General features: G+C 65.4%; 8 protein-coding genes. All 8 read right to left on the bottom strand.

The annotated features are described in order from the left end of the window. Position 1 precedes the first annotated feature (1 nt). On the bottom strand, positions 2-1,684 hold the full coding sequence (locus QP164_RS09690; RefSeq protein WP_333923008.1) for a ShlB/FhaC/HecB family hemolysin secretion/activation protein: 1,683 nt from the start codon (positions 1,682-1,684) through the stop codon (positions 2-4). Positions 1,685-2,223: 539 nt separating this feature from the next. Then, positions 2,224-2,865 carry a Crp/Fnr family transcriptional regulator gene (locus tag QP164_RS09685; RefSeq protein ID WP_333923007.1) on the bottom strand — a complete coding sequence of 214 codons (642 nt, stop codon included), beginning with the start codon at positions 2,863-2,865 and terminating at the stop codon, positions 2,224-2,226. Positions 2,866-3,371: 506 nt separating this feature from the next. Next, positions 3,372-5,873: a glycoside hydrolase family 31 protein gene (locus QP164_RS09680; protein WP_333923006.1), complete on the bottom strand. Its 2,502-nt coding sequence runs from the start codon at positions 5,871-5,873 to the stop codon at positions 3,372-3,374. Then, positions 5,870-7,402: a tryptophan halogenase family protein gene (locus QP164_RS09675; RefSeq protein ID WP_333923005.1), complete on the bottom strand. Its 1,533-nt coding sequence runs from the start codon at positions 7,400-7,402 to the stop codon at positions 5,870-5,872. The genes QP164_RS09680 and QP164_RS09675 overlap by 4 nt, the downstream gene beginning before the upstream one ends. Then, a complete protein-coding gene (locus QP164_RS09670) occupies positions 7,399-9,000 on the bottom strand; it encodes an alpha-amylase family glycosyl hydrolase (RefSeq protein WP_333923004.1) in 1,602 nt (533 codons plus the stop codon). The genes QP164_RS09675 and QP164_RS09670 overlap by 4 nt, the downstream gene beginning before the upstream one ends. A gap of 35 nt (positions 9,001-9,035) precedes the next feature. Then, the gene (locus QP164_RS09665; RefSeq protein WP_333923003.1) at positions 9,036-10,550 is read right to left on the bottom strand and encodes a tryptophan halogenase family protein; all 1,515 of its coding nucleotides are present in this window, start codon (positions 10,548-10,550) and stop codon (positions 9,036-9,038) included. Between the two features lie 235 nt (positions 10,551-10,785). After that, positions 10,786-13,767 carry a TonB-dependent receptor gene (locus QP164_RS09660; RefSeq protein ID WP_333923002.1) on the bottom strand — a complete coding sequence of 994 codons (2,982 nt, stop codon included), beginning with the start codon at positions 13,765-13,767 and terminating at the stop codon, positions 10,786-10,788. Between the two features lie 183 nt (positions 13,768-13,950). Next, entirely contained in the window at positions 13,951-14,631 is a 681-nt protein-coding gene (locus tag QP164_RS09655) for a DUF6445 family protein (protein WP_333923001.1), read from the bottom strand. Between the last annotated feature and the right edge of the window lie 30 nt (positions 14,632-14,661).

Genomic DNA, 14,661 nt, shown 5'->3' with positions numbered 1-14,661 from the left:
GTCAGAAAGTCTTCGAAACCTGGAACCAGGCGCGGCCCGACTTGTCGGGGGCCGACGTCGCGTCCTCATCGCCGAGTTTGCGCGCATAGGTCGCCTTGGCGGCGATACCGTACGGTCCCGCCCAGCTCAGCCCGGCGCCGTACGCGCTGCGCTTCGCGTGGTTCGATCCGTCGAAATACGGGTGCTTGACGTAATCGACCTCGCCGACGTCGACGAACCCGAACAGTTGGAGCGCGCCCGGTATGACCTGCGGCAGTGCCAGCCGCGCTTCGGCGGTTGCGACATAGCCCTGGTCGCCGTACGCCTCGCCCTCGGGATAGGCGCGGACAGCGTAGGCGCCGCCCAGTTCCATCCGCTCGGAGATGTCGAGGTTGCTGAACGCGATCTGCCCGCGCGCGGAGGCGAAGAACGACAGCGGCCCGGCGATCGTCTGCAACCTCGCGAAGCTGAACTGCAGCTTCCCGTAGCTACCGTCGGTACGCGCGGTCAGCGCATCGACCGAGCGCTCGTACGCGCCGCGAATGTCGAGATTGCCGACCGAATAGCTGAGCGAATATGCGCTCCAGCCGCCCCCGAGCAACGTGTCGTGCTCGTCGCCGCTGAGCCCTGCGGTGATCACCTGCGCGCGGCGATAGCTGGTAGTGTCGACGATCCCGATCTTGTCCTCGAACCATTTCGCGTCGCCGCCGATGGTCACGTACAGATTATTGTCGCGCGAGCGGATCAGCGGATAGCTCGCATAGACGCTGGCCACGTCGGCGTTACCGCTGCCGTCGAGGCTGTCGAATTCCTTGCCGAGCGAATATTCGAGATGCGCGAACGCGACGCCCAGCGTGACCTGCCCGATCGGCGCCTGGTAGGACGCGCGGCCATAAGCGAGCCCGGAAAACGAGGTCAGCGCACGCAGGCTCAGCACGTCGCCGGAACCGGTCGGGTTGTTCCAGTTGACCGAACCCCCGACGCGGTAGGCGCCGGTGTAGCGGTTGCCGGCATTGTCGGCCTCGACGCTGCCGGTGATGCTTTGGCCGGGGGTGATGTCGACCAGCAGGTCCGACGTGCCGACCGCGGTGCCGGGGCTCAGCGTCGACTTCACGCGCACGCCGGGAAGGTCCGACAACATCAGCAGGCGCCGTTCGAGCGGGGCGACCGCGACCGGATCGCCGACGTCGAGCCCGGCGAGGATACCGTTCGCGACGCTGTCAGCGAGCCGCGACTCGTTCTTGACGCCGACCGCGCCGAAGCGCCCTTCGATCACCGCGATCGTGACCGCGCCGCTCTGGACGTCCTGCTCGGGGAGATAGGCGTTCGCGACGAAATAGCCGCGGCTGGTGTAATAGGCGGTGATCCGCGCGGCGAGCGTCTTGAGCTCGGCGAGGTCGAGTTCGCTGTTAGGCGTGAACTGCGACGCGGCGAACAGGTCGGCCTCGGGGAACAGCGTCGCACCGGTCACGCGGAGCGACCGGACGAGCGTCTTCGGGCCACCCGTGGCGGCAACGACGGTCGGCGTCTTGCGCTCGAACCCGAAATCGGGCGCGGGCGTCGTATTCAGCGGAGTCGGCGGGATCTGCTGGAGCTGTCCACCGGCGCCGACGGGAACCTGCGCCTGCGCGGATTGTGCGGAAACCAGCAAGGCAGCCGGGCTCACAGCCGCAAGCGCGGCCGCCAATAGGGTCGACTTGTACATGAACACCTCGATAGTCACCGCGGATGGAAGGCACGGATCTCCCATCCGCAGCAGCGGGAGTCGTTCGAAAAGGGGTAGAGCGCCCGAAGCGAGGACGAAGCCTTAGCGGATGGCAGCGGATCGATCTGCGTCGAACCTCGCTGCCATCAAAAACCAAATGGTCAGGGCATTGTATCTCAAGCGTTCGACCGGTCGCGAGGATCGCACGGTATGATCGCTAAGTCTGCTTAACCTATGTAAGTCTGCCAAATAAAAATCAAGCTATTATCTTGAGATGTTAGTGTAAAACGTACAATCTGGGCCGCTTTAGACAGTTTGCCGATTGGTCTGGCTGCGCAAGACTGTAATCAAGACCGTCTATTAAGATTTAGATAACACTATTTCGCGTCCAAGCCACGACGTGACTCAGGATCGAACGCGGGATTCACTGGGCCGAATCCATCGATTCGTTCAGGTCTCTGTAGTTCGATCGTCGAGAACGGCTGGAGCTGGAGCCTGGGTCGGCAGAGCCGGCGACCGCGGCGCCGACATCAGGCGGACTAGGCCGTTCGGTAGTTGGAAGCGGGCACTTGTCGGCCTGGATGCAGATAATCCGACGAGAAACAGGCGACGTCGCGCAGCCCTTCCCAGTTCGAGAACACGACGTTGCGCCAGCTGCGCTCGATCAGGCCGGCGGCATGAAGCGTCTTCAGCATTCGGTTGACGTGAACCGCGGTCAGTCCCGTCGCCTGGCCGATCTGTTCTTGCGACATCGGCAACTCGTAGCCGGCGGCGGTATCGCCCCGCCAGGCGTCGCAACGGACCGCAAATTCGCACAGGAAATGCGCGACGCGGCGCAAGCCGTCTCGGGCGCCGATGTTGACGATCCATTCGCGGGCGATCGCATGGTTTATCGCCTGATGAATACCAAGCGCGTGGGCAACCGCCGGCCGGCTCGCGGAGAGTTGCTGCACCGCGGACAAAGGTATCATGGCGACGTCTACCGTCGTTAGCGCGCGCACGTTGTGATCGGTCGTCTGCAAGTATAAATGCTCGAGGCCGATAACATCACTGGGTATTGCAAGCGACACGATCTGGCAATTTCCCTCGCCATCGTCCTTTTGGCCGTAACAATAGCCATCCAATAGTACCGAAACGGTATCACACCGGTCACCCTGGCGTACGAGATATCCCGACGCCATGAATGTCTTTCGCGTAAACGGCAGATTTAGCACGTGATTCCGGTCGTCTTCGGCGAGCGAGACCCCGAGCGAAAGCCCGTCGATAAACTTGGAGAGCGTCGTATCGATGTCGCGGTGTCTCTAAAAACCAGAGTATCTGTCTGACATCCGGTTCGACGGCGTCACACTTGGTATTAATGGTCTTTAGCAGATGTGTGCGAGATCAAGGCGAACAATTATCAGTATCGAAAAGATTTTTTGTAAACTTATATTTGACCGTCAGTGCCAGGAATACTTGGCTCTTCCGTAAGGGTAAATGCGTTCCCCAGGCGCTACCAAGAGTTCTAGTGCCGGCAAGGGGGTTAGAGCCGCGTCGCTATGGGGGAGGGCGGTACACCGAACGCGCCCAGGCTCTTCTGCGCTACCGCTTACGGCAGCCGCGACCATCCCGCGCACGTCGGTGCGCGCGGGATGGTCGTGGGATGTTCGCTCAGCAACACGCCGCTATGCGCGGGGCGGCTCCGCGATCAGTTGGTGCGCGCTGGGCGCCCGTCGATCGCGATCGTGGTGGCACCGGATTGCGCGGGAACGGTCACGGTCGCGGTCAGAGCTTGGGCGTCGCCAATAAGGTTCAGGCGCTTGCCCTTCGCCATGGCGGTACCACCGCCGGTCCAGTTGTGGACGGTGACGGCGATCGATGTCCACCACGGCTTGAACCCGCCCTCGGGCTTGGCGAAGTCGATCGACAGGCCGGTGGGGGTGATCGTGCAGCGCACCGTCTGGCGGAAATAGCCGCGGCGGGTGTACGCCAGCGTGCGGCCATCGTCCTCGTAGAGCGTGCCCATGCAATCCGCGCCGGGATAGACGTCGAGCCGCAGCGGACCGTTCGGCGTTTCGCTCGTGCTCTGGACCAAGGGCTGGCGGGGCAGGATCGTGCCGGCGCGGACGAACACGGGCAGGTGATCGAGGCGCGGTGTTTCGGTCACGCGGTCGCCGAGCGCGCGCGCGGTCGGTACGGCTTGTGTCGCCGACTGGATCGGGCCGGCGGCGGCGGGCTCGGGCGTGCCGACGCGCTGTCCGGTCCAGTAATCATACCAGCCGCCCGCGGGGAGGCAGACGTCGTAGACCTGCGGCGACTCTGGCTTGGGCGGCGGCGCGATCAGCAGCGACTTGCCGAGGGTGAACGCCATCGACTGGTCGCAGGAAGCGGTCGCGGCGGCGGGATAATCGTAGAACACCGGGCGCATGATCGGATCGCCGAACCGCGCGTTCTGGTCCGCCAGCGCGTAGAAATACGGCATCAGGCGATAGCGCTCCTCGATGAAACGCCGTCGGATCGCGAGGTGGTCGGGGCCATCGACCCAGGGTTCCACGCGCGGCGTGCCGGTCGCCGAATGATTGCGGAACACCGGCGTGAACGCACCGATCTCGGTCCAGCGGGTGAGCAGGTCGGGGCTCGGGCCGCCCGCAAAGCCGCTGACGTCGGCGGCGCTGTAGCCGAAGCCCGACAGGCCGAGGTTGATGATCTGCTGCACCGAAAGCTTCAGATGATCCCAGGTCGCGCTGTTGTCGCCGGTCCAGGTGACCGCATAACGCTGCCCGCCGGCATAGCTCGCGCGGGTCATCACGAACGGGCGCTCGTCGGGACGCAGCTTGAGCAGGCCGTCATACGTCGCGCGCGTGTTGAGCATACCGTAGACGTTGTGCGCCTCGCGGTGATCGGTGATGCGCGCCGCGAAATCGTCGCTGTCGATGCGGTGGCGGGTGTCGAGCGGCATCGTCTTGGTCGGCGTCTCGAAGATCGCCGGCTCGTTCATGTCGTTCCAGAAGCCCGCGATCCCGGCATCGAGAAAGCCCTTGTATTGCGTGCCCCACCAGGTTCGCGCGGCGGTCTTGGTGAAGTCGGGGAATACCGACGGCCCCGGCCAGACCGGCGCGACATAGGGGGTGCCGTCCGCATTCTTGATGAACGCATCGGCCTTCATGCCGCTCTGGTACGGCGCATAGCCCTGCTCGACCGCGGCGATGTGGAGATCGGTGATCGCGACCAGCTTGATCCCGTCGGCCTTCATCTCGGTGGCGAGCTTGGGCAGATCGGGGAAGGTCTTGGCGTCGGTGGTGAACGGGCGGTTGCGATCCTGATAGCCGATGTCGAGCCAGATCACGTCAGTCGGCACGCGGTCGCTGCGCAGGCGGGCGGCGATCTGGCGGACCTCGTCGGCGCTGCCATAGCTGTAGCGCGACTGCTGATAGCCGAGCGCCCATTTCGGCGCGAGCGGGGCGTGGCCAGTCAGGTCGGCATAGCGTCGTGTGACTTCGGCCATAGAGGGGCCCGCAATGAAGTAATAGTCGATCGGGCCGTCTGGGCCGCCGAACGAGAGCGTCTCGGCATCGCGGTGGCCGAAGTCGAACCAGGTGCGATACGTGTTGTCGAGCAGGATGCCGTAGCTGCCGCCCGCACCGCCGGACCCGATGAAGAAGGGTATCGACTTGTAGATCGGATCGTCCGCGCTGCTGAACCCGAAGGCGTCGGTGTTCCAGTCGACGAAGCCGTGGCCGCGGCGGTCGAGGCCTTGGGTCTTGTCGCCAAGGCCGTAGAAATGCTCGGCGATCGGCAACGTCTTGGAGATCGCGAACGCCTTGCCGTCGGTCGTGACGGGGGCGGCATCGGCGGAGATGACCTTTCCGTCGAGCGTCTCGAAGGTGATCGCGCCGCCTGGACCGACACGCACGCGGACGCTGGCGGTGGCGAAGCCGTCGGGGGCTGCGGTCACCTTGGCGGTCTGCTTGCGGGTCGCCGCCGTCACCGCCCAGCTCGCATCCTCGGCGAACGCGCCGTTCTTGGCGACACGCACGCGGACGAGGCCATCGGTCATCGCGGTGATCCGCATGGTCGTCGCGCCCGCACGAACCTCGACGCCGTCATTGCGCGGGGTGAGCGTGGGGGCGGCGAGCGTGGTCGTCTGCGCCTGGACGGGCACGCTGCACAGGCCAGCGGTGGCGGCGAGCAGGAGGGCGATGCGTTTCATACGTGATCCTTGTGGTCCGCGGCGGCGCGGAGGCGAGAGGCGTGCGACCCGAAATTCGATGCGCAACGGGTCAGGAAGTCGTCGATCTTGGCCAAGTCGATGGGATCGATATCGGCGCCGGGCGCGATGAGCCGCGCGGTATCGGGAAAGGTGCCGTAGCCGGCGAACAGGCAGTGCCAGCTGATCACGGAATAATAGCGGCCGAGCCCGGCGCGATCGATCGCCACGACCATGTCGGCGCCGGTGAACCAGGTCGACATCAGCATCTTGAGGTCGTCGGACAGGGCTTCGATACCACGCGCTTCCGCCCAATAGCCGGTCGGATCGTCGTGGCGCTGGTTCAGCCGGTAGTGCGCGACGATGTAGTCGCGGACGCCGTCGTAGCGCGCGGCGATCCGCGCGTTGAACGCGGTGCGGGCTGCTTCGGTCGCGCCGCCCTGGTCGACCATGTCTAGGAACGCTTCCACGGTGGCGATGACCAGATGCAGCGCGGTTGCCTCGAGCGGTTCGAGGAAGCCTTGCGCCAGTCCGACCGCGAGCGCGTTGTGCGACCAGCTGTCACGGACGCGGCCTACGCGCATCTTGAGGTGGCGCGCTTCGCCGGTGTCGACGCCGATATGCGCGCGGAGTTCGGCCTCGGCCTGCGCTTCGGTCAGGTGGCGGCTGGAATAGACGTAGCCGTTGCCGTTTCGGCTGGTCAGCGGGATGTGCCACGCCCAGCCAGCCGACAGCGCAGTTGCGCGCGTCTGGCTGGGGATCGGCGCGCCGGGTGCGTGCGCGGTTGGCATCACCACCGCACGGTCGTTGAACAGTGCGTCGGCGTAGCTCACGAACGGTACGTCCAGCGCGCCGAAGATCGTGCTGCGAAACCCGCTGGCGTCGACGAAGATGTCGCCCGCGATGCGTTCGCCGTCGGTATCGATCAGCGCGGTGATGTCGCCGGTCGAGGCACGCTCAACGCTGGCGATACGGCGTTGGACGTGGACGACGCCCAGCGTTTCGGTCGCGTGTGCGGCGAGGAAGGCGCCGACCTTGTACGCGTCGAAGTGATAGCCGTAGCTGACCTCGAACGGGAAGTTTGCGGCGGGCTGCGGTGCGCAGTGCGCGGCGGCGAGGCGAGCGGGCAGGAGGAACCGGTCCGGATGTGCCTCGACATCGCGACCCGTCCGCCTTGCCCGCGCATTGTAGAAGAATTGCGGTGCAGTGTGGCCGTCGAGCGCGGTGGGGAAGGGGTGGAAATAGCGCTCATGCCCAGCGCGGTCGGACCAGCCTTCGAAGCCGATCCCGAGCTTGTAGGTCGCGTCGCACGCCGGCATCCACTCGGCTTCGGCGATGCCGAGCGTGTCGAAGAAATGCTTCAACTGCGGCGTGGAACCTTCGCCGACGCCGACGATGCCGATCTCCGGGCTTTCGACCAGTGTGACGCGGACGCCGCGATCGCGCCAGCGATGCGCGATCAGGCACGCGGTCATCCACCCGGCGGTGCCGCCGCCGAGGATGACGATGTGCTGGCCGAGCCCCTCGATCACCGTCGCAGGACCAGCCCGGACAGCGGTGGCAGCTTCGTCGTGTCGGCGCCGTCGGTGGCGAACAGCATGGCGCCGTCGGTGGCGATGCCGGTCGGCCAACCACGTGCGTCGTCGCCGAGATTGAACACGCAGAGCAGCGTCTCGTCGTCGGTCGTCCGCTCGAATGCGATCACCGCATCGTCGCTATGCACGATCCGCAGGCTGCCTAACCGCAACGCCGGATGCGCTTTCCGCGCGGCGATCAGCGTCCGAGTCCAGTGCAGCAGCGACGTCGCGTCCGCTTCCTGCGCGTCGACCGCGATCGCGCGGTGATCTTCCCCGAACGGCAGCCACGGCTCGGTGCTGCCGAACCCGAGATCGGGCGCCGCGCCGATCCACGGCATCGGCGTACGTGCGCCGTCTCGCGACAAGGTCAGCGGCCAGTTCGCGATCGCTTCCGGGTCGAGCAGGTCGTCGAACGCGATGTCGACCTGCGTCAGGCCGAGCTCCTCGCCCTGGTACAGGAAGATGTTCCCGCGCAGCGCGACCAGCAACAGGATCTTCATCCGTGCGAACGCGTCGCGCTGGTCGGGCGTCGTCCAGCGCGAGATCGCGCGCGGTGCGTCGTGGTTCTCGAACGCCCAGCTCGGCCAGCCAAGACCCGGCGTATCGGGCCAGTTGCCGACCGCATCGACGATCAGTTCGGGGGTCAGCCGGTCCGCGTACAGGAAGTCGAAGCCGTACGCGCTGTTGAGCCGGCCGTTGCCGCCGGTGAACAGCTTCATCTCGCGGTCGCTGTCGTCGCCGCCGACTTCGGCGACGGTGAACCCCGCACCATATTCGTCAAGCAGCGCACGGATCCGCTCGATGAACCCGACGATGTCCGGATGGCTCTGATTGTGCAGCTTCATCTGGAAGTCGAACGACCGGGTGCGCGCGCGATTGGTCGCGGGCGCGGGCGGATTGTCGGTCAGTGCCGGGTCGTGCATCGCGAAGTTGATCGCATCGAGGCGGAAGCCGTCGACTCCGCGATCCAGCCAGAACCGCGCCGTCGCGATCAGCTCGTCCTGCACCGCGGGATTATGCCCGTTGAGCTGCGGCTGATCCTTCAGGAAATTGTGCATGTAATATTGGCCGCGTCGCGCGTCCCAGGTCCAGGCCGGGCCGCCGAACACCGACTGCCAGTTCGACGGCGGGGTGCCGTCGGGCTTGGCATCCGCCCAGACGTACCAGTCCGCCTTGTCGCCGCTGCGCGAGGCGCGGCTCTGGCGGAACCAGTCATGCTCCTCCGAGGTGTGCGAATAGACCTGATCGATGATGATTTTGAGCCCGAGCGCATGCGCGCGCGCGATCAACGCATCGAAATCGGCGAGCGTGCCGAAGATCGGATCGACGTCGCGGTAATCCGACACGTCATAGCCGAAATCCGCCATCGGCGAGGTAAAGAACGGCGACAGCCACACCGCGTCGACACCAAGCGCGGCGACATAGTCGAGATGCGCGGTGATGCCGGCAAGGTCGCCGATCCCGTCGCCGTTCGAGTCGGCGAAACTGCGCGGATAGATCTGGTAGATCGTGGCGCCCTTCCACCAGGGCGTCGGGGTCTCGGAAGCGGTCATCGGTCTCGATCGTAAAAGGGTGTCGGCGTCGGGGATCATGCGGCCAAGCCCGCCGCGGCGGCGCAGTGCTGGGCGACGAACGCGGCATGATCCTGCATCTGGCCTGCCTCGCGTGCGTTCAGCTTGTCGATCGTGTCCATGAACTCGGCCAGATCGGCGGTCGATATCGCATCCGCCAGGGGATGATGGCCGCGCGGCACGATGCCTTGCCCGGCGAGCACCTGGAGCCAGCCGACTTCGGTGAACAGCTCCTCATGCTCGCGGACGATGTGCCCGCTGCCGCGCCACAATTCGATCTTCGCGGCGAGCGTGTCCGGCACCGCCATGTCGCGGCACTCGCGCCAGAACGGCGTGTCGTCGCGCGTCGTCGCCTTGTAGTGGAGGATGATGAAGTCGCGGATGCGCTCGTATTCGAAGTCGCTCTGGCGGTTGAACTCGGTGCGATCGGCGTCGGCGATGACGCGCCCCGGCAACAGCTTCAGCAGCCGCGCGATCGCCGACTGGATCAGGTGGATGCTGGTCGATTCGAGCGGTTCCATGAACCCGGCAGCGAGCCCGAGCGCGACGACGTTGCGGTTCCACATCTGCTTGCGGCGACCGGTGCGGAACGTGATCGTCCGCGGATCGGCCATCGCCGGCGTGTCGAGTCCGCTAAGCAACGTCGCGGTCGCCTCGTCCTCGCTCATATGCGCGCTGGAGAAGACGACGCCGTTACCGGTGCGATGCTGCAACGGGATCCGCCACTGCCAGCCCGCCGCATGCGCGGTCGAGCGCGTGTACGGCGTGAACGCCTTGCTCCGCGCCGATGGCACCGCGATCGCGCGGTCGCATGGCAGCCAGTGCGTCCAGTCCTCATACCCCGTGCCGAGCGCCTCTTCGATCAACAGCCCGCGAAAACCGGTGCAGTCGATATACAGGTCGGCGGCGACGGTCGTGCCGTTCTCCAGTACGAGCCCGGCGACATCCCCGCTTTCGCCGTCGCGCGTCACGCGGACGATCTTGCCTTCGATCCGGTTGACGCCGCGCGTCTCGGAATAGCGCCGCAGATACCGCGCATAGAGCCCGGCATCGAAATGATAGGCGTAGGGCATCGATGGCAGGACGCGCGACGTGCGGGCCGGACCGCGCTGCATCCGCTCGGCGAGCGCGGCGTGCGTGTTGAGCGAATAGGCGCTGAGATCGCCGGCGAGTCCGAGCGACCGTGCGCGCAGCCAATATTGGTGGAACGGCAGCAGGCCGACGTCGCGCCCGACATCGCCGAACGCGTGCATGTAACGGTGGCCCGGCTTGAACCAGTCGACGAACTCGATGCCGAGCTTGAACGTGCCGCCGGTCGCGCGGAGGAACGCATCCTCGTCGAGCCCGAGCGCATCGTTGAACAGGTGGATCTGCGGAATCGTCGCCTCGCCGACGCCGACCGTGCCGATGTCGTCGGACTCGATCAGGTCGATCTCGTAGCCCGTCTCCAGGAACCGCGCGAAGGTCGCCGCCGCCATCCAGCCGGCGGTACCGCCGCCGGCAATGGCTATGCGCAAGGGGTGGTCGGCCATGGTCTGCTTCCCGTTTTCAAACCGTTGTTTGCGCCACATGCGAGCGGATCGACTGCCGCGCTGCTGGACCGAGCCCTCGCTGAAAACCGTCCGTCACCCCGGACTAGTTCCGGGGTCCACCGTTCCGCAAACCCGAGGCCCTCGATTTTGCGGCGCCGTGGATGCCGGAACAAGCCCGGCATGACGGAGAACTGGTTAGCCAATCCGCGTGGCGTTTTTTCGCCCCGCGTCCCGGTCAGAACTTGTAGGTGATGCCCACGTAATAATCGCGGCCATAGCGCTGGTAATCGATCACTTGGCGCGCATCGCCGTTCTGGTAGGTCACGAACGGACGGTCGGTCAGGTTCTTCGCCTGCGCCAGGATCGCGAAGTTCGCGAGCGGACCGCTCTGGAACTCATACCCGATCTGCGCATCCAGGATGCCTTCCGATCGCGCGGTGCGATAGGTCGGCGTCGACGAGATACCCGCGACTTCGGCCAGGAAGGACGAGCGGTAGCGATAGTTCACACGCGCCTGGAAGCCGGCCTTCTCGAAATAGACCGTGCCGCTGCCCGTCAGCTTCGACAGGCCGGGCAGGGTGATCGCCTCGATCGGGTTGTTCGCGTACTTGATCTCGGACTCGGTGTAGTTGGCCGACACGAACATCCCGAACCCGTCGAGCGCCGATGTCAGGGCCTTGAACGGTAGCGAGAACGTCCCCTCGACGCCCAGCACGGTACCGCGACCGGTATTGGCGGGCGCGCTGACCACCCCTGTCTGCAAGCCGTTCGCGATCACGATCGCCTGCTGCGCCGGGCTCAGCGCGCCGAGCAGCGAACTGAAATCATACGCATAGCTGTTGTTCGGATCGACGAAGTCGGTGAGGTGCTTGAAATAGCCCGACAGCGCGACATAACCGCCGCCCGCGAAGTATTTCTCGAACGACAGATCGATGTTGGTCGACTGATAGGGCTTCAGATTGACGTTGCCGCCGGTCGAGGTGAACACCGGGTTCAGCCCCGGGTTGGTGTTGTTCGCCTGGATGTTGGCGACGTTGATGCCGACCGCCTGCGTGACGCGCTCTTGGTCGAGACGCGGACGGACCATCGTCTGCGAAGCACCGACCTTGACGAAGCCCAGCGGGATCAGCTCGACCGACATCGTCGCCGATGGCAGGACGTTGGTATACGTCACCTTCTGCGAGGCGGGGGCGATCGTCACCACGCCGTCGACGACGCTGGCGATCTGGCCGTCCGAACGCTGGTCGCTATGCACGACCTGCGCGCCGATCGTTCCCTTCAGCGGCTTGCCGCCGAGATCGCCGTCGAGCGTGATCTTGGCATAGCCGGTGTAGATGTTCTCGGTCACCGTGTTGTCGCGGACCAGCGAGTCCGGCCGGTTGTCGTACGAACTGGTGTAGACGTTGTTGTAGAGATACAGCGGATCGAGCGCGAGCGCAGCCGGTACGCCGAGATAGTCGAGCGGCACGGTGCCGATGACTGCCTCCGCCGGTACCGCCGCCGAAGTGGGCGTCCCGCTGGTGACGGTGCAGTTGGTGCCGGCGCCCTTCGGGCACAGGAAATACGACTTGTACGCGCTGGTCTTCTCGCGGCGGCTATAGTTGCCGCCCGCTTCCCAGCTCTTGACGATGCTGTCGTCGAACTCGCCGTTCAGGCTTGCGCGGAGCGACTTCAGGTCGTCCTTGAAGTTGGGATTGCCGAGGAAGCCGGCCTGCACCACGGCCTGCGTGCCGTTATAGCCCCAACCCTGCGGATCAGTCAGCTTGAAGATATTGGTGTCGGTATAATCGAGCGTCGGTACGATCTTGTACGTGCCGTTCGAATTCTGCGACACCTTGACCGTGTCGTCCGGACCGGTCGCCTGATAGCCGGCGCCGGTATAGGTCTCGAGCGTGAAGTCGGTGCGTGTCGCACGGCTCCAGCTGGCATCGACGTTGAGGTGGATCTTGTCGGTCAGCTTGAGATCGTTGTTCCAGCCGAACGAGAAATTCTCGGCCTTGCGCTGATTATAGTCGTTGCGCTGGATCGCGTGGACCTTGCTGAAGGTGATCTCGTCGGCGAACCCGTCCGAGACACCCGTGATATTGGTATTGGCGGTGCCGACATTGCTCGCGAGCGGGAACTCGATACCGCGCAGGCGCTGCGTTTCCTCGAAATGCGAATACAGCGCATCGAAGGTCGAGTGGAAGCTGTCGGACGGCTGCCACTCGATCGTCGCGACGCCGCCATAGCGCTTGAGTTCGTTCGACTGGACATAAGGCTTTGCGCCCTGGATGACGTAGGGATCGGTCGCGGTGCCGGTGCCGTTATAGCCCCAGGCATTGTAGCGCTCGTCCTGCGACGGGGTCTGCGTCGCCGACACGCCGATCGCGATGCCGAGCGTGTCGTTGGCGAACTTGTCGACATAGGTCGCCGATGCGCGATAGCCGTAGCGCGTGCCGTCGGGATTGAGCTTGTCGATGCCGTTCATCTGCGCGCGGGCGCTGACCGCGATGATACGGTGCGCCTGATCGAGCGGGCGCAGCATGCGCAGGTCGACCGTGCCGGCGATGCCCGCGGCGACCAGCGAGGCGTCGGCCGACTTGTAGACGTTGACGGTCTTGAAGAATTCCGACGGATATTGGTCGAACTCGACGCCGCGGTTGTCGCCGGTCGTCACCTGTTCGCGACCGTTGAGCAAGGTGGTCGAGAAATCGGGGCCGAGACCGCGGATCGACAGACGCTGGTCGCGTCCTTCGAGACGCTGTGCGGTCACGCCGGGCAGGCGCGCGAGCGAATCCGCGATCGACACGTCGGGCAGCTTGCCGACATCTTCGGCGGAAACCGAGTCGACGATCAGGACCGACTGGCGCTTGATCTTGGCGGAGGATTCGAGGCCGGCGCGGATACCGGTGACGACGATATCGCCACCGCCCGTCGCATCGTCCTGCGGCGCTGCGCTCTGCGTCACGGCATCCTGCGACGACGGCGGAACGGCGTCCGCCGGCTGCGGCGTCGGATCGGCGGCGGTGGTGACCGCGTCGACCTGCGCGGCGGCGGTCGGGTTGGCATTTGCGGTGCCGGGAGTCACGGTCGACGGGGCGGACTGTGCGAATGCGGCATGGCCCGGCAGGATCAGTGCGGCGGCGAGCGCGGTGGCGCTGACCCGCAGCGCAAGGCGCGTGTGCGCCGTCGAGCCGAACGTCGCGCGGGCGCGGTACGATTTGAAATTGCTCATGAAATCCCCTTCGGCGAGACGGGTCCCGCGCATCCTCAACTCTGTTTGTCAGTGTCCTCGACGTCGTGCGTGCGCGTCGATTGTCCTGGGGATGCTGTATCCCCGTCGGGGGCGTATCGAAAGAAACCAGCATACGTATTCACGGCCGCATCGGCGCCGCGGGCAATGCAAGCGACGCCGCGATCAGTCGTCGAACAGGAACAGGTTCAGGGTCAGCCGCCCCGCCAGCGGATCCGCACTCAGTACGACCTCAGGCGGCAGATACGCGCAGTGCAGCGTGTTTCCCGCATAGACGAGCGCGCGGTTGAAGACGGCCGGCTGTACCGCAATCCGTTCGTACATCGGCGTATCGCCGGCGATATACGCCGCATCGGGCAGGCCATGCGTTCGCACGTCGGCGTCGAGCGTCGCCCGGAACCGATCGAGCCGCGGGCCGTCGACGCTTTCATACCCCGTGGCGCGCTGGCGGTAGAACGCCGTCCCGCCTTGGTCGCCGTGACCGAGGAACAGCAGCACCGCGATCCGGCGTGGTTCGACCCCATCGAAATGCGGCAGGCGCTGGATCGGCGCGAGATCGGCGGGTGCGGTGGTGACGAGCGAATAATAGGCTTCCGAAATCGCCGGCGCGGGATCGAGGCCGAAATGCTCGGCGAGCAACGGCGCGATCCTGCGGCGCATCGTGTCCGCCAGGCGCGGCGGCACCGTGGCGCGGACGCCAGGATAATGTGGTCCGATGCTACCCATGCGCAGGCTCGCCGCATCTTCGCGCAACGCTTCCGGATCGGGCCAGAAATCGTCGATGACGATCAGCGGGTGGCGCTCGACGCCGTGGTGATGGAGGGTGATCTCGGGTGTACCAGTCATCGGCCTATCCATGCCGCCGTCGCCGCTGGA

This window comes from Sphingomonas sp. LR59 (genome assembly GCF_036855945.1).
Taxonomy (GTDB): Bacteria; Pseudomonadota; Alphaproteobacteria; order Sphingomonadales; family Sphingomonadaceae; genus Sphingomonas.
This window is presented reverse-complemented; position numbering and strand designations above follow the sequence as displayed.

Bases quoted from the DNA above. Each gene is read 5' to 3' on its own strand.
- QP164_RS09690 (WP_333923008.1), bottom strand. From the start codon at position 1,684: ATGTACAAGTCGACCCTATTGGCGGCCGCGCTTGCGGCTGTGAGCCCG.
- QP164_RS09660 (WP_333923002.1), bottom strand. From the start codon at position 13,767: ATGAGCAATTTCAAATCGTACCGCGCCCGCGCGACGTTCGGCTCGACG.
- QP164_RS09670 (WP_333923004.1), bottom strand. From the start codon at position 9,000: ATGACCGCTTCCGAGACCCCGACGCCCTGGTGGAAGGGCGCCACGATC.
- QP164_RS09685 (WP_333923007.1), bottom strand. From the start codon at position 2,865: ATGGCGTCGGGATATCTCGTACGCCAGGGTGACCGGTGTGATACCGTT.
- QP164_RS09680 (WP_333923006.1), bottom strand. From the start codon at position 5,873: ATGAAACGCATCGCCCTCCTGCTCGCCGCCACCGCTGGCCTGTGCAGC.
- QP164_RS09665 (WP_333923003.1), bottom strand. From the start codon at position 10,550: ATGGCCGACCACCCCTTGCGCATAGCCATTGCCGGCGGCGGTACCGCC.
- QP164_RS09655 (WP_333923001.1), bottom strand. From the start codon at position 14,631: ATGACTGGTACACCCGAGATCACCCTCCATCACCACGGCGTCGAGCGC.